Here is a 15,990-nt window from a genome sequence, read left to right as displayed (position 1 = left end):
GCGCGATATCAGCGCGCGGCCACAAAGCCAATCAACCGCCGGGGGTCAGCTTGTAGATCGTGCCTTCGTCGATGGATGTGTAAAGACTACCATCCGGGCCCATGACCACAGAGCGGAAGCGTCCGGACTCCATGGGAAGGGTCATTTCCGTCACGTCTTCGACGTCCGTATTGTCGTCATTGAACTGTATCACGTCGATCCGTTGGCCGATCGGGGTTCCGCCAAAGCCAATGCCCATGATCCCGACGACCATCGCGCCGTTCCAGTCACCCCAGGCGTCACCTTCAAGGAATGCCGCTGATGAGGTGCCCTGCGACCAGCCGTTGTTGTTCCAGATCGGTGGCATCGCGTCAGGATAGGTGTCGAAGTCCGTCATCGACATGAAGGCCGCCCGCTCATATCGGTTCATGCCGTCTTCTTGGTTCGGACTGTATCCACAGTAGTCGTCCGGGCAGTCGCCACGCCCTGCCATGTTTGGACGAGGATCCCATCCGGCGTTGCCGCCATTTTGCAGAATCGTGATTTCATCGGAGTGCCAGGGCCCATGTTCCGCCGTGATTGCAGCACCTGTTTCCGGGTGGAAGGCAATCCCTTGGACGTTGCGGTGCCCATAAGTGTAGGTTCTGGCATCGAAACCCTCAGGTGGACTGTTTTCAGCAATGGCGTTGCCATCGGTATCAATGCGCAGAACTTTCGACCCCATCATCGTCGGGCTTTGCGGCACCTCCCCATTATGCGTGTCTCCCGTGGTCAGAAAAAGGTGACCGTTTGCGTCAAACCGCACGCGTCCGCCGTTGTGGGCACCGGGGCCACCGAAGGGGTGGTTCGATGCCGCCATCTTGTAGGGCACATCATCGACAATATCGGTCCTGTCAGAAACCCCGGTAAAGTCCTCACTGAGCGTGAAACGCATCAACCGGTTGGTGTGCGGGTCCGACATGTTAGAGGTCGAATAAACATAGATGCGGCGATTGCTCGCGAAGTCTGGATCAAACGCGACACCCATCATGCCCGCCTGACCTTCGCAAAACAAATCCGAGCCATTCGAGGCGTAACCCGCCATCTCACCGACGCCGTAGAGGGCGTTCACCGTACCGTCTGGCATACGCACAGAAAGGCCTGAGCACTTCTCGGTGAACAGCATTGTGCCGTCCTCCAGAAAGGCCATGTCCCACGGATTTTCCAAACCGTCGAGCACAACCTCATGTTGCAGGCTGGTGGTGTTCATCCCATTTTGTGCAAAAGCTGGCGATGACAATACAGCCGCACCAGCCAGAAGCGCGGCACCGATCGGCAGCGCAGAAAAAGACGTGACGTGAAACATGTTTTCCTCCCAGAAGTCGCTTCAAAAGTCGACCGGGAAGGCCTTCCGGCTTATCGTCTGTCCCCGCCGACCAAGACGTTAACCATAGGTCTCGGTCCATCGAACGGTCAACGAATTTCTCGTTTGACGAGAGTCCCTTGGCGCAGCGGTAGTTTCTGATTACCGTATTAGTCGAAGGCCGTTGCTACGTAAGCCGATATATTGACGATATCCTCGTCAGAGAGCTTTTTGGCGTGACTGATCATCAGAATGGAGTTCGGGCCAATCTTCTCTCCGGACCTGTAGATCTTCAGCTTCTCAGCGATATATTCCGGCGTCTTGTCGGAGAGCTTTGGATAGCTGGCCGCACCCTGCGCTTTGTTTCCATGACAGGCCCGGCAGGATTTGCGAAAGATTTTCTCCGCCGCTTCCAAATCCACCACATGTTCTATTGGTGACGTTTCGATATCTTCGGCCTTTGTGGCGTCAGTTGCATGATTATCTGCCCGCGCTGCAAAACCACAAGTGATCATCAGCATTGCTAGAATGCAGTTTTTCAACATCAGGACAGTCTCCATTACTCGATCAGCTCAAACCGTTCTAAGCGGTCTTCACGACAAGTCCAATGTTTCGCAAAGATCAGATACCAGATCGTTTTAATTGCAACTCGCCACTTCGCAGAGCAAGCAACAATGAATGTTAAAAACAGGCGCTCAAATAACGATCATGCTGGGCGTAGTGATCAACCGCGTTTACTCGCATTATAAAAGCTGCGTTGGGGCTCATAGCTGCCGTCGTATGCAGTGCAGCATGTATGCGCCTCCCCCGAAAAAACCGTTGTCGCCCACCTCCCGAATGTATGGACCGGCCACTGTTCGCAGCCTGAACGAAATGTATCCGCAGATGTCAATTTCCGCAGTTAGACATGCGCCCCAAACCTTCCGGCCGCCCGTACTGTATTGCCTTGGCACGAGGCCAATCCAGGCGGTAAAGTCTCGCCCGCGATCAAGTGAATGATGCAATTCTGCTCTTTGTAAGATCAGTCACACCTCACCAAATAACGCTGCCGAAATTTTCAACCGAAGCGTGAATGATCTGGTTGGTGAACGCGCACTCAAAGGGCGGACGAATGCAAAGGTATTAGTCATAAATGCGCGGAAACCATGACGTGTAGCTAGATCGCAACTCTTTGCAGGCTCTTGTCAAAGGCGAACGACTGCGTGTCGTTGAAATCGAGTTCGATCGCTGCGCCGACCTGGGTATCATCCTGACCGAATATGCGAACCGTCAGAGGTTCCTGCTCGGCGGTTGAGACAAGCAGGTTGGTGTCCCCGCCAAGTCGTTCGACATGGGTTACCGTACCTTTGATCCGCCCGCCTTTGGCCGGGCGCAGGTGTTCGGGGCGAATGCCCAATGTCCCACCTTTGGGAATTGTAAGCGGAGCCTTTTTGAGGAAATTCATGGCCGGAGAGCCCAGAAAACCTGCAACGAATTGGTTTGCAGGATTGTTATAGAGTTCCATCGGCGAGCCCACCTGTTCAACGCGCCCGTCGCGCAGCACGACGATTTTGTCGGCCAAGGTCATCGCTTCGGTCTGATCATGGGTGACATAGATCATCGAGGCGCTGAGGGTGCGATGCAGTTCAGCGATTTCGATCCGGGTGTTCATACGCAAGGCCGCATCCAGATTGGACAACGGCTCGTCAAACAAGAACAGCTTTGGCTCACGCACAATGGCGCGGCCGATGGCCACGCGCTGGCGCTGGCCCCCTGACAGATCAGATGGTCGGCGGTCGACATAAGCGCCAAGGTCGAGCATGCTCACAGCTTTGTTCACGCGCTCATCGATCACCGATCTGGGCTGCTTTTCCTGTTTGAGCCCAAGTGCCATGTTGTCGCGCACCGTCAGATGCGGATAGAGCGCATAGGATTGGAACACCATGGCAATGCCGCGCTTGGCAGGCGGGACGGTGTTGACCACATCACCCCCAATTTCGACGGTTCCGCTGGTGGCATCTTCCAGCCCGGCGATGACACGCAGCAGAGTGGATTTTCCGCAACCCGAGGGGCCAACAAAGACAACAAACTCGCCGTCTTCAACGGTAAGGTTGATGTCCTTCAAGACCTCGACAGCGCCAAAGGACTTGCAGACATTGGTCAGGGTGAGAGCGGTCATTGCTGGTCTCCTAGGTCGATGGGGTGGCCCATGCGGATGCTTTCATCAGCGGCGAGGCAGATCGCCAAAGATTGCACGGCATCATTCATGTGCCGCGACAGGTCTGAATTGTTCGAGATTGCGTCGATCACAAAGGCTTGCTCGGCGTCGCAAAGCGCTTGATGGTCGGGCTCATCGGGCAGGTCGATCAGCTTGTCGCCAGATGGGCGATGCACCAGAAGGCCGCCCACCTTGGTGTGGCCATCCACATTGTCAGAAGCACCTTTATTACCATCGGTGATCGACACCGCCCCGTTTGGGGACACCACGTCCTTTACGAAGAACGCGGTTTCCGACATCATCGGCCCCCAGCCTGCCTCGTACCAGCCGATTGATCCGTCGTCGAACCAAACCTGCAACTGACCATAATTGTACATGTCGGGCGCGATTTCGTCCGACAGGCGCAGGCCCATGCCGCTGACGCGGACCGGTTTGGCGTCCGTGATCTGGCACATAACGTCCACATAATGCACCCCGCAATCTACAATCGGGCTGGTGGTTTGCATCAACGCTTTGTGGGTGTCCCATGTCGGGCCATCGGATTGCTGGTTCAGGTTCATCCGAAATACGTAAGGCCCGCCCAAAGCGCGCGCTTCTGCGATGAGGCGCCGCCAGCTTGGATGGTGGCGCAGGATGTAGCCTACGACCAGCTTGCGGTCCAGGCGCGTGGCGGTAGCGACAACGCGTCTGGCGTCCTCGACCGTTGTGGCGAGTGGTTTTTCGATAAAGACATCCGCGCCCGCTTCCATTGCCGCGATGGCATAGTCGGCATGGCTGTCGGAATAGGTCGCGATGCAGACCAGATCCGGGTTCAAGCCAAGCCCTTCCTCAAAGGTTTTGAAGGTTGGGTAGCCGGCCAATGCATCTGGCAATTCTGTGGCGGATCGGTTTACCAGCCCGACGATCTGGGCATCCGGATGGACATGATAGGCCAGCGCATGGCTGCGCCCCATATTGCCCAAGCCTGCGACGATGACCCTCATTTGACAGCACCCGAGGTGATGCCGCGAATGAGCTGGCGCGAGAAAATCACATAGAGCGCCATGACGGGTAAGATCGCCAGGGACAGCGCCGACAGCACAGCGTTCCAGTCGGTGACAAACTGACCGATGAAGACCTGGCTGCCGAGAGTAAGGGTTTTGACCTCCTCTGCCGGAGCAAGGATCAGCGGAAACCACAAATCGTTCCAGATGGGGATCATGTTGAAGACCGCGACGGTCGCCATTGCAGGCCGCACCAGCGGCAAGACAAGGCGGAAAAAGATGCGATATTCTGACAAGCCGTCGATGCGACCCGCATTCTTGAGATCGTCACTGACCTGTCGCATGAATTCAGACAGGATGAACACGGCCAGGGGCAGCCCCTGCGCGGTATACACAAAGATCAGAGCCCAGAGCGTGTTCACCAGGCCGGTTTGGACCATCATTTCCAGAATGGCGACGGTCCCGATGCGGATCGGGATCATGATGCCAAGCGCCAGATAGAGCCCCATCAGCGTGTTGCCCTTAAAGCGGTACTCGGCCAGCGCGAAGGCGGCCATGGCGCCAAAAAGCAGGATAAAGAAAAGCGACCCGACGGTGACGATCATCGAGTTCTGAAAGTAGAGGAAAAAATCCCCCTGCTTGAGCACCGTTTGATACCCGATCAGCGAAAAGCTGTCTGCATCCGGCAAGGCCAAAGGTTCGCGAAAGATCGCTTTTCGCGTTTTGAAGCTGTTGATGACGATCACGAAGACCGGGAACAGTGCGATCAGCGTATAGAGGATCAGCGCAGCATGTGCGGCGAAGAGGTTAAAGCGGTTCTGGCGGGCGACGCTCATGGCTGTTTCCTCAGAACTGGTAGCGGCGCATGCGCGACTGGATACCGAAGAGGTACAGGCACACACCGACCAGGATGATGGCGAACATCGCCGACGCGATGGTCGATCCCATATGTGGATCGCCCAGTTGCAGCTGGAAGCCGAAGAACGTGCGATACATGAATGTGCCGAGGATATCGGTCGAGAAATCAGGCCCCGCCAACGCGCCTTGGGCGGCATAGATCAGGTCGAAGGCGTTGAAATTGGCCACGAAGGTCAGAATCGAGATGATCCCGATGGAGGGCAGGATCAGCGGCAGTTTGATCTTCCAGAAGGCGGACAGGCCAGTGATGCCTTCGACCTCTGCGGCTTCGAGAATTTCATCGGGGATCGAAAGCAGAGCGGCGTAAATCAGCATCATCGGGATGCCGACGAACTGCCAGACTGAAACCAGCGACAGCGTCGTCAGCGCATAGGCCTCTTTGCCAAGCCAGGGGGCATAAAGCGATTTCAGGCCGACCGCGTCCAACATTCCGGGCGCGATGCCCCAGATGGGCGACAGGATCAGCTTCCAGGCAAAACCGACGATCACAAAGCTCAGGATCGTGGGAATGAAGATGGCGGAGCGGTAAAAGCTTGCAAAGCGCAACTTCGGATGGCTCAGGATGGCCGCCAGTGCAATGCCGATGGGGTTTTGCACGAGCATATGGATGATGAAGAACCAGAAATTATTGCCCAGCGCGTTCCAGAATTGGGTTGACCAGACACTCTCATTGAATAGCGTTTTGAAGTTCTGGAGGCCAACATAGACACGCTCCTGATCGATCTCGGTAAAGAGCGACAGCCGCAGGGTATTAAACAGCGGGTAGACCATCACAGCGGTGTAGACCAGCACCGCAGGCGCGAGAAACACCGCGATGTGCCAGCGCGTCTTAGGGCGTGTATGTTGATCTGACATGGCTTTCTCCGGACACAATGTCGGTGGTGGGGATTATGGAACCGCAGGGTGTGTCGCGACGGCCTGCGCCAGAAAATGCTGGCGCCCGGTCAGACATCACTCCGCTTTCGGTGGTTGCGGCCTCATGGTCGGTCTGTGGGGCGGGCCTTGCCCCAACTGGGAGGGCGTCGGGGCAAGGCAGCAACCTGGTTTGAGCTCTACTTTTGCGGCTCGTACCAGCTGGCCAGACCCTCCTGCAGACGCTTGCCTGCGTCTTCGGGGCTTTCCTCTCCCTTGATCACGGCCACAGATGCGTTCCAGGTTTCGTTCTCAAGGTTTGGGGTGCCACGGGACAACACCTGATAGGTCGACCGGATCGTGCTTTCACACTCGCCGCGCCAGGAAATAAACTCTTGCGCCAGGGGGTCTTCCAGCGTGACAGGCGCCGAAGACAGCGGGAAAAAACCCGGCAATGCATTCGCAAAGATCGTCGCGAATTCAGAAGAGCCGACCCAGTTCAGGAAGGTTTGAGCCGCTTCCTTGTTGGGTGTGGCAGCGTTCATGCCGATGCCGATATCCGTGTGATCCGAGATATAGCAGGTATCGCCTGCGTTCTGGACGGGGGGGTAAAAGGCCCCCATTTCGAAATCAGCCAGACCGTTGAAACCAGAAATTTCCCAAGACCCGGTTGGATAAATCGCGGCACGCCCCAGCGTAAAGATGTTCTGGCTGTCCGGGTAGGTTTGCGCCTCGTATCCATCGCCCAGATAGTCACCCCATTTCGCCAATTGGCGATAGGGCGCGACCCAGGCTTCGTCGGTCAGTTTCTGCTCGCCCGCCAACAGCGCAAGACGGCCGTCTTCGCCTTTCCAGTAGTTCGGGCCGATGTTGTTGTAGCCCATGGTCGCGGCTTCCCACTGATCATTGGTGCCCATCGCCATTGGAATATAGCTGCCGTCTTCCTTGATCGTGTCGAGCGCCGCAAAGAATTCAGCCTCGGTTGTTGGCTCTTCAATGCCCAATTCAGCAAACGCGTCTTTGTTGTAGATAAAGCCGTGGATGACCGAGGCCATCGGCACACAGAACTGGACAGATGCGTCATCCGTGCTCCAGCCCGACTTGGCCACGGGCGAGAAGTTCGCCATGCCCTCAAGGTCACTGATATCGGCCAGGTGGCCTGCTTCATAGAGCGCGAGAGACGCGTCAAAGGGGCGGCACGTGATGATGTCACCGGCAGAACCTGCGTCGAGCTTGGAATTGAGCACCGCATTATACTCTGCCGGTGCAGAGGGCTTGAAGTTCAGCTTAATCCCGGGGTGCTCAGCCTCGAAGGCCGGTATGATTTTGTCCTGCCAAATCGCCAGGTCATCGTTGCGCCAGCTTTCGATCGTCAGCGTCACGTCCTGCGCCACAGCAGCCCCCACGATGAATGTTGAAGCCAGCATGGCACCGATCAGATGTGATTTTTTCATGGTCGTCTCCCTAGTCAGACATTTACGTCTTGGTTTAATGAGTTGATGCAGGGCCCCAGATGCCCGTCATGCGCCGCGAGCAAGTCGGTCGCAGCGTCAAGCGGGCAGCCTGAGGCCACCAGAATCGCAGATTTGATTTCTCCACCGGATTGCGCCAAAGCGGCCTCTGCCACACTGTCCGACGCGCCCGTTATGCTCTTGATCATGCCTGCAGCGCGCTTTTGCAATTTCGCGTTATCTGCGACGACGTTGACCATCTGACCTTTGTACACATGGCCCAGGGCGATGCCCATCAGCGACGACATCATATTCAGGGCAACCTTCTGCGCAGACCCCGCCCCCAGACGCGTAGACCCGGCGATGACTTCCGGCGGTGTTTGCAGACAAATCGCAATGTCGGCCAGATTGAGCAGTTCCGTGTTGGGATTGTTGGCAATCGCGATGATGCTGGCCCCTTTGGCCTTTGCGGACAGGGCCGCAGCCACCGCGTAGGGCGTTGATCCACTTGCGCTCAGCACGATGACCGCATCGCCTTTGTGGATATTTTGGACGGCGACTTCTGCGGCCTGCGTGTCATCTTCTGTGTTGCCCGGCATGGTGCCATCCGTTGGGATGCCGCCTGCCATGTGGATCTGAATGCGTCCCGCCGGGATGCCGAAAGTGCCGCGCAGCTCACATGCATCGGCAAGCGCCATCAAGCCTGAGCTTCCTGCTGCGATATATATAAGCGAGCGTTCCGCCCGAATGGTGGCTGCCATCGCCTTGGCGCCCGCCACAATGGCTGGCAATACCGCCCTGATCGCGTCGAGTGCTGCCTGATGCCCATCCAGCATCGTCTCGGCAGCCACATGCGGCGAGAGCGCGTCAATTGCGTCGCTTTGGGGCAGTTGTTCAGTTGTTGGCAGCAGCATCCGAATCTCCTTAACTAATCTAATACCTTTTAAATACCTTTTGTCTACCATTTATTTTTTCTTTGTCTCTGTGCACAAAAGTAAGGCCAATTAAGACCCCAAATCACACAATAGGTCTTTCTTTTGCCAAATAGGTATTATAAAGGTATCTCATGTCTGATTCAGCACAAATGCTTCTCATAGGCGTTGACGGGGGTGGCACGGGGTGCCGGGCCGCCATTGGTACCCTGTCGGGCGGCATTGCCGCGCGGGCTGAGGGCGGGCGCGCAAATGCTGCCTCTGATCCGGACTTGGCGGTCGAGAACATCGTCATGACAGTCAAAGCTGCCGCCGCAAAAGCAAACCTTGATGAAAGCGCATTGGAGAATGCGGTCGCTCATCTGGGACTGGCTGGGGTCATGACCGCCGAGGATAGCCGGCGGATTGCCTCTGCTTTGCCCTACAAAAGCAGCGTCGTCACAGATGACCGCCCGACGACTGTCACCGGCGCGCTTGGTGGCAACGATGGGTTTCTGCTCTCTGTCGGAACCGGCACCATAGTTGCAGCCAGCAAAGGCGGCACCTTTGGGTATGTGGGCGGCTGGGGGTTTCACGTGGCGGACCAGGGATCGGGTGCATGGCTGGGCCGTGCCGGGTTGGAGCAGGTGTTGCTGTGCCATGATGGGCTCGCAGACCACAGCGACCTGACCCGGGCGTTGTTTGCCAGGTTCGATGATGACCCGAATGCGATCGTGTCCTTTAGCATGTCCGCAATGCCCGGCGATTTTGGCGCCTTGGCGCCTGCCATCGTCACCGCTGCGGAACAAGGCGATACATGGGCGCAGGAGTTGATGGCGCGTGGTGCAGACTACCTGTTGCGCGGGTTGTTGGCCCTGGGCTTTCAACCCGGAAACGCCTTATGCCTGACCGGCGGCGTCGGCCCCCGTTATGCGCGTTACCTGCCGCCGGACGCCCTGAGCGGACAAATCCAGTCACGCGGCACGGCGCTGGACGGCGCCTATTATCTCGCCAAATCATCCCTCACCGAAACCCGGAGCAGCACCACATGAGTATTGCCGAATTCCTCGCACCGAGTAATTGGCTGCGCCCGGATGGCGGGCCGCGTTACGTGCAATTACGCCAGCGGCTCAGCGATGGCGTGGATCAGGGCGTGCTTAAAGCTGGCAACTCACTGCCGCCCGAGCGTGAGATCGCCAGCATCACGGAGCTGTCGCGCGTCACGGTTCGAAAGGCCATTCACGAGCTCGCCGAAGAGGGCATTATCGTCCAGAAACAGGGCTCTGGATCTTTCGTCGCTTCGGACACGCCGCAAATCGAACAATCACTGTCACGGCTGACCTCGTTCAGCGAAGACATGTCCCGGCGCGGTATGGCATCAGCAAGCATTTGGCTTGAACGGGGCGTTTTTATGCCCTCTCCGGACGAAGTGCTGGCCCTCGCATTGTCGCCCGACGCATCTGTGTCTCGTATTGCGCGACTTCGGACGGCTGACAATAAGCCCATGGCAATCGAACGCGCCTCCCTCTCGACCGACATCCTGCCCAACCCGGTGTTGGTCAAGACGTCTCTCTACGAAGTCCTTGCAGAAATGGGGTTACGCCCTGTGCGCGCGCTTCAAAAAATTTCGGCCATTAATCTGGAGGCAGAAAACGCAACACTGCTTGAGGTCGAACCGGGCATGGCTGGTCTGCGGATCGAGCGGACCTCTTACCTCTCGGATGGGCGCATCGTTGAATTCACCCAATCCATTTACCGCGGAGATGCCTACAATTTTGTGGCCGAGCTCCGACTAGCAAAAGAGTAGGACAGCAAGATGTCTATCCCCCAGACCCAAATGCGCCGTGAAGTTCTGGAAATCCCGCTGGCAGTAGATCGACTTCTGCAAAACGGCGAGGACGCCATTTCCCGCGCCGCAGACGCGGTGCGCACCCGCAAGCCTGCCTTTATGGTGAGCGTTGCTCGAGGTTCTTCGGACCATGTGGCGACCTATCTCAAATATTGCTCTGAGCTGCTTATGGGAACACCGATCGCCTCCATCGGACCCTCCGTCGCATCCATTTATAATCGCAAGCTGGCCCTTGATGGCTCTGTTTGCTTGTCGGTATCGCAATCCGGCAAAAGCCCGGACATCGTACAGATGGCAAAGATGGCGCGCGCGGGCGGGGCCTTGTCTATCGCGATGACCAATCAGCCGGACAGCCCCCTGGCGCAAGTCGCCGATCATACGTTAGATTTGCACGCAGGCCCTGAACTCAGCGTGGCCGCCACCAAAACCTTTGTAAACTCTGCCGTTGCAGGCATCTGGCTGCTCGCCGAATGGGCCAGAGACGACGCCTTGCGCTCCGCCATCCGGGGCCTCCCCGATGCCTTGGAAAAAGCGGTCAACAATGACTGGCCCGAGGTGCGGGCCGCCTTGGGGGGGCGCAGCTCGATCTATTGTCTGGGGCGTGGCCCCTCTTATGCCATTTCCAACGAAGCGGCGTTGAAGTTTAAGGAAACCTGTCAAATCCACGCCGAGTCCTATTCTTCCGCCGAGGTGCTGCATGGCCCCGTTTCTATCATCGATGGCGGTTTCCCGGTGATTGCCCTGGCATCGAATGACCAGGCCGAAGATGCCCTTGCCTCGGTCGCGGATGAAGTCGCCGCCAAAGGTGCAAATGTCTTCGCAACCAGTTCTAAGGTGCGCGCCGCCACCGCCCTCCCCGCAACACGCACCGGTCACGCATTGACCGACCCCATCGCGCTGATCGCCAGCTTCTACGCCATGGTGGAACAGACGGCCGCCGCGCGCGGGATCAACCCGGACGCACCACGTCACCTCAAGAAAGTGACTGAAACGGTATGAACGGCATTGCCAAGGCCTTTGTCGGCGCCAGGATCCACGACGGACAGACGCTTTATGACAATCACGCTCTGGTGGTTGACAGAGACGGCGCTCTGACCACCTGCCCCCGAGACAGTCTTCCGCAGGATTGTCCGACCGAACATTTGCAGGGCGGGATCATAACCCCTGGTTTTGTCGACTTGCAGGTCAACGGTGGTGGCGGGGTGATGTTCAATGATCACCAAACCGTCGACGCCCTGAACACTATCGCGGAAGCCCACGCGACAACCGGCGCCATCGCTCTGCTGCCGACCCTGATTACGGATACGCCAGAACGCACCTCCGCGGCGATTGATGCTGTGGAGCAATTCATCGCCCAGAAAGTGAGGGGCATCATCGGCATTCACCTTGAGGGCCCGCACTTGTCTGTCGCTCGAAAAGGGGCTCATGATCCAAATCTGATCCGCGTAATGACGGACGAAGATATGTCGCTTTTGTTAGATGCCGCGGACCGGCTCGCCAATGTGATGGTGACGGTCGCGCCCGAAAGCACCTCCTGCGCCCAGATCAAAGAACTGTCGAATGCGGGAATAGTCGTTTCCCTCGGCCATACAAACGCTGATTATGCGACGTGCATGCATGCCTTCGATGCGGGCGCGCGCTGTGTGACGCATCTGTTTAACGCAATGAGCCAGATCGGAAATCGCGAACCGGGGCTGGTCGGTGCCACACTGTCGCGCGATGACGTGTATGCGGGTTTGATTGCCGATGGAATCCACGTGCATCCCGCAGCTATTCGTATTGCTCTGGCCGCCAGCAAGAATTCAGACGGCGTTTTTCTTGTGAGCGATGCAATGGCCACAGCCGGGTCCGACATCAAACAGTTCTCGCTCAATGACCGTGACGTTTTCCGAAAGGATCACCGCCTGACATTAGAAGACGGGACCCTGGCAGGCGCGGACCTCGATCTGCCACGCGCGATATCCGTCATGATCGCTCAGGCGGGAGAGTCCGAGGAACAGGCGGTTCGCCGGGCAACATCAGCACCCACCTCGTTGCTGCGAGATCCCGGAGCCCTTGGGCAGTTAAAGCATGCCGAAGGTTTAGCTATTTATTCCAGGGATAATTTTGCAACCAGCAAACGATTGAAGCTGCTGAATGGCATATAGGCGGCGTAGTTGATCCTAACCGCGTCGACAACGTGATTGCGGATCACCTCTGGCGTATCGACACGATGGAGGCGCAGCGGCTGGTTGTTCAGTGTGACATTGAAGCCAAGGTCGATATTGGCCCAGACCGCATCCGCATCATAGACGCGGACTATCTTGGCCCTGTATTCGTAGAGGCCACTGTGGTGGGCGTGTGCTGGTGCCGACAGGGGCATAGCAGTTGCGGCTGCGAGGAATGCAATTCGAAGCATGTTTGACGTTTCGCTTTCTGACTGACCTCGCCGACTAGGACGCGAGAGTCAGACACATGTCGGTTTCCTTGAGAAGCCTGAACCAGCATCCCTTCCAACGCTTCGCTATGGCTAGCTGGAACGCGACTTCTTACCCAGCTTTCGAGTTGGTTGGCGAATGTCCATAGTTTGGCGCACAAAGATTGAAACACGCTATTACGCGTCCGCACCAATCCTGGTACGTTCGCTTCTCAGTGGGATTTGCCTAGTTCGTTCAACCCGCGAACACTATGAGAAGAGCTTGTCGATTAATCTGACAATTGTATCAGCCCATTTTTGGGAATGTGTCGATATGTTCGCCCAGTTAACCTCGGCAAGGCGGTCTTTGAGATTCCTTGGAACTTCTGCAGGCACCTCGTCAGGGCTCATTCCTGCGTCGTCATTCAAGAAAGCTGAGAGTGAATCCAAGTGTGCCCTTGCTGATCTTACACGAGCATTTGCTAGTGCCGGGTCGTTTATCGACCTTATTTCGCGCCGAAGATGATCAACTGCGTCCTCTAACTGCCTGAGGATGTCGAAACTGTCCGGGTATTTCGTCGGGTTGGGCCAGCTTAGATTAGCTAGGTCATCCCCCAAAACTCGTATAGAAGTCGTACTTCCCTGTTTTCCAGCTATATCGCCGAGGTCTCTGTGTATTACTAGAGCGGTCCGTATTCCTCTGTGCCTGAAGTGGTTGATCACGGTTCCAACAGCAGAGAGTGAAAATGTACCTTGCAGCGAGCTGTGGACCTCAATGTCTGAAACCACTACTTTCTTAAGCTCCATTTCAAGACGGTGAGCGTCGAGTGTCTTTTTATCAAACTGCACCTCTGTAAGAAGTTGTGCCTCATTGCGGACCGGTGGTGACCAACTCTGCATGAGCTTCCCATCAATGCGCAGATCCGCATCGGCGACAGCTTTTGATGCGTGCTCGCCGATTGTGATTTTGAACACCATTGTAAGACCCGATCAGTTATTCGCTCTGAGACACGTAATTCAAAATGTGTTGCAGTGCCAGAAAGTCGGAAACCTTCCTCAACGCGGACCTTACGTTGCCCCAGCATTCGTTCAGAAACCGCAGGATTTCGCGTGCGATAACCACCCCAATGCCAAACATCCTGGTCCTTATGTACTCCCGCCCATGCTCGTCTAACAGCAGTCGCAACTCAGTCATGGTGTGAATGTCATTCTTAGCCAACGCACGCTTGGCGGGGGTTGAAAGAGATGTGCTTGAGATTCCTGCATCGTCCGTCAAGAATGGCCTCGTAAAAATTGGTCGCCAATTAGAAAAGACACCCCTAGCGAATACCATACACGAGCTTTGGGGGCAGCAGCGCAGGACTGACCTGCCTTTCGGAATTCATCGTTCAAGGTCTGCATCCGAATGCGCCAGCGACGCGTGCGGCGGTATTTAATGTCGAGAGCACAGCCTATCTCCCAGCCTCTTTCCGTCGTCTGTTTGGAGTTGTCCATTCGGGCGCCCAGTGAATGAAGCGCCTGAATGGGGAGATGGTGTTATTCGCAGACCCACTTCATGGTGTGGAAGTTATACTCAAAACTCTGCATCGGCACCCATGTGAAGCCCTGCAGGCAGTTGTGGAACGCTTGCTGGCTGCGCTGGGTCAGCAGGAAGACCCCCACCTGATCTTTGACCAGCCTGCGCTGCAAGTCCTTGTAGATCGCGTTTTGCTCTTCTACGTCCGCCGTGGCGCGCGCGGCATCGATCATCGCGTCAACCTCGTCGCTCAGCACCCATTCCATAGACGCCCAGGTCCCCGCCGCGCGGCTGTGGTATTGAGGAAAGAAGAATGTGTCAGGCGACGGATAGGTGGCGCCATAGAACACTTGGTTGATCGCAGGCGTCGTGGCCACATCGCCCGCAAGTTCCGTCATCCGGTTCCACGGTTCGGGGCGAAGAATGGTGTTGAAGCCGATGGTGTCGAGGATCGATTTCATCAGCAGGCCAATCTCTTCTTCGAAAGCAAGGCCGGCAACATACATGATTTCCACATCAATCGGACCTTGCCCAGCGTAGCTGGATGCCTCGACATATTCGCGCGCCTTTTCGAGGTTGAACTCCGGCATTGGAATGTCATCCGCAAAGGCGTCGGCAAAGATTGGCGCCATGGGGCCGGACAGCGGCTCACCCGGCAGGATCAACTCGCGAATGGTTTCGTAATCCGTGGCATAGGCGATCGCCTTGCGGATGTTTACATCATCCGTGGGGGCCCGGTTGTTGTTGAGCTTGAAGTAGAAATTCACGGCCGTCGCGTATTCCTCGATCCGGTAGTCTTCGAGCGCGCCGATGCTGTCAAATGTTTCCTGCGCCTGGCTGTCGGCGGACATCGACAGCGTACCGGCAGCAGCGAGCGCCTTCACGGTTGCCTCTTCATTGGTAATGACAAAGCGTACTTCGTCGATCCTCTGTTCATCCCAGCCCAGATGATACCCCTCGTAGGCCTTGATCGTCATGCCGGCACCGCGTTCCCAGCTGTCGAGCATGTAGGCTCCGGCCCCGACCGAGTTGCTGGCGACAAAGTCCTGCGCCCACAGGTCGTCGTCGGTTGCATTCTCCGATGCAAGGTCAGCGTTCACGACGAATAGAATAGGGGTTGTCGTCAAGAAGGGCGCATAGGTTTTTTCCAACTGGAACTGCACCGTGCGCGCGTCAACCTCGGTGACGGACCCGACACTGAGGATCCCCTCGAACAGATAGGCAGGCCCCTCGTTGATGGAAAGCAAGCGGTCGACACTCCACACGACGTCCTTGGCTTCGATGGTGCTGCCGTCTTGAAAGGTAGCGTCTTCTTTCAGCGTAAAGGTCCATGTCAGCCCGTCCTCGGACGCCGTCCAGCTTTCGGCCAGAAGCGGCTGAATCGCGCCGCTTCCATCCAGCGTTGTCAGCGCCTCGTAGAGGTTCACGCCGGCCATGTATTCGGTGTAGTCGTTGATCTTTGCCGGATCGACGGTGCCGAAAATCTGGGTCGCATTGACCGTGATGACATTATCAGCCGAAGCCATGCCTGCGCCAAGCAGTAAGGCCGATGCGGCCACCGCACTTATGCCTTTTGATCTCAGGGTTTGCATTGTAG

The 15,990-nt window shown here is 56.8% G+C and carries 15 protein-coding genes and 1 pseudogene; 4 read left to right on the top strand and 12 right to left on the bottom strand.

Annotated features, from left to right (window positions below):
- Nucleotides 1-31 precede the first annotated feature (31 nt).
- From Q1A20_RS13705 to Q1A20_RS13665, 9 genes and pseudogenes are all read right to left on the bottom strand, one after another.
- Complete coding sequence (locus tag Q1A20_RS13705; RefSeq protein ID WP_299917142.1) at nt 32-1,324, bottom strand: PQQ-dependent sugar dehydrogenase; 1,293 nt, start codon at nt 1,322-1,324, stop codon at nt 32-34.
- A gap of 167 nt (nt 1,325-1,491) precedes the next feature.
- Nucleotides 1,492-1,866, bottom strand: coding sequence for a c-type cytochrome (locus Q1A20_RS13700; RefSeq protein WP_299917140.1), 375 nt, complete (start codon nt 1,864-1,866; stop codon nt 1,492-1,494).
- A gap of 346 nt (nt 1,867-2,212) precedes the next feature.
- Nucleotides 2,213-2,301, bottom strand: a pseudogene (locus Q1A20_RS13695) (transposase); the annotation flags it as partial.
- Nucleotides 2,302-2,477: 176 nt separating this feature from the next.
- Entirely contained in the window at nt 2,478-3,479 is a 1,002-nt protein-coding gene (locus Q1A20_RS13690; RefSeq protein ID WP_299401920.1) for an ABC transporter ATP-binding protein, read from the bottom strand.
- Nucleotides 3,476-4,501: a Gfo/Idh/MocA family oxidoreductase gene (locus tag Q1A20_RS13685; RefSeq protein WP_299917138.1), complete on the bottom strand. Its 1,026-nt coding sequence runs from the start codon at nt 4,499-4,501 to the stop codon at nt 3,476-3,478. Before Q1A20_RS13685 ends, Q1A20_RS13690 begins: the two co-directional genes overlap by 4 nt.
- Nucleotides 4,498-5,337, bottom strand: a complete 840-nt coding sequence (locus tag Q1A20_RS13680; protein WP_299917135.1) for a carbohydrate ABC transporter permease — start codon at nt 5,335-5,337, stop codon at nt 4,498-4,500. The genes Q1A20_RS13685 and Q1A20_RS13680 overlap by 4 nt, the downstream gene beginning before the upstream one ends.
- Before the next feature lie 10 nt (nt 5,338-5,347).
- Entirely contained in the window at nt 5,348-6,274 is a 927-nt protein-coding gene (locus tag Q1A20_RS13675; RefSeq protein WP_299401917.1) for a carbohydrate ABC transporter permease, read from the bottom strand.
- A gap of 197 nt (nt 6,275-6,471) precedes the next feature.
- Complete coding sequence (locus Q1A20_RS13670) at nt 6,472-7,725, bottom strand: ABC transporter substrate-binding protein (RefSeq protein ID WP_299917133.1); 1,254 nt, start codon at nt 7,723-7,725, stop codon at nt 6,472-6,474.
- 14 nt (nt 7,726-7,739) lie between these two features.
- Complete coding sequence (locus tag Q1A20_RS13665; RefSeq protein ID WP_299401915.1) at nt 7,740-8,636, bottom strand: N-acetylmuramic acid 6-phosphate etherase; 897 nt, start codon at nt 8,634-8,636, stop codon at nt 7,740-7,742.
- A 152-nt stretch (nt 8,637-8,788) separates the two neighbouring features.
- Between Q1A20_RS13665 and Q1A20_RS13660 the strand changes: the two genes are divergently transcribed.
- From Q1A20_RS13660 to nagA, 4 genes are read left to right on the top strand one after another with little or no spacing between them, the layout of a single operon-like run.
- On the top strand, nt 8,789-9,685 hold the full coding sequence (locus Q1A20_RS13660; protein ID WP_299401914.1) for a BadF/BadG/BcrA/BcrD ATPase family protein: 897 nt from the start codon (nt 8,789-8,791) through the stop codon (nt 9,683-9,685).
- The gene (locus tag Q1A20_RS13655; protein ID WP_298969236.1) at nt 9,682-10,440 is read left to right on the top strand and encodes a GntR family transcriptional regulator; all 759 of its coding nucleotides are present in this window, start codon (nt 9,682-9,684) and stop codon (nt 10,438-10,440) included. Before Q1A20_RS13660 ends, Q1A20_RS13655 begins: the two co-directional genes overlap by 4 nt.
- 9 nt (nt 10,441-10,449) lie before the next feature.
- Entirely contained in the window at nt 10,450-11,481 is a 1,032-nt protein-coding gene (locus Q1A20_RS13650; RefSeq protein WP_299917131.1) for an SIS domain-containing protein, read from the top strand.
- Entirely contained in the window at nt 11,478-12,629 is a 1,152-nt protein-coding gene (gene nagA, locus Q1A20_RS13645; protein ID WP_299917129.1) for an N-acetylglucosamine-6-phosphate deacetylase, read from the top strand. Before Q1A20_RS13650 ends, nagA begins: the two co-directional genes overlap by 4 nt.
- Here nagA and Q1A20_RS13640 read toward each other — a convergent pair.
- The 3 genes from Q1A20_RS13640 to Q1A20_RS13630 all read right to left on the bottom strand — a co-directional run bounded on the left by Q1A20_RS13640 (nt 12,572) and on the right by Q1A20_RS13630 (nt 15,985).
- Nucleotides 12,572-12,880 carry a hypothetical protein gene (locus Q1A20_RS13640; protein WP_299401911.1) on the bottom strand — a complete coding sequence of 103 codons (309 nt, stop codon included), beginning with the start codon at nt 12,878-12,880 and terminating at the stop codon, nt 12,572-12,574. The two genes, nagA and Q1A20_RS13640, sit on opposite strands and share 58 nt — an antisense overlap.
- Before the next feature lie 267 nt (nt 12,881-13,147).
- Nucleotides 13,148-13,855 (bottom strand): hypothetical protein, encoded by a 708-nt coding sequence (locus Q1A20_RS13635; protein WP_298969231.1) that lies wholly within the window; start codon nt 13,853-13,855, stop codon nt 13,148-13,150.
- A 558-nt stretch (nt 13,856-14,413) separates the two neighbouring features.
- Nucleotides 14,414-15,985 carry an ABC transporter substrate-binding protein gene (locus Q1A20_RS13630; protein ID WP_299401909.1) on the bottom strand — a complete coding sequence of 524 codons (1,572 nt, stop codon included), beginning with the start codon at nt 15,983-15,985 and terminating at the stop codon, nt 14,414-14,416.
- Nucleotides 15,986-15,990: the final 5 nt, after the last annotated feature.

Source organism: uncultured Roseobacter sp. (assembly GCF_947501835.1).
Classification (GTDB): Bacteria; Pseudomonadota; Alphaproteobacteria; order Rhodobacterales; family Rhodobacteraceae; genus Roseobacter.
This window is presented reverse-complemented; position numbering and strand designations above follow the sequence as displayed.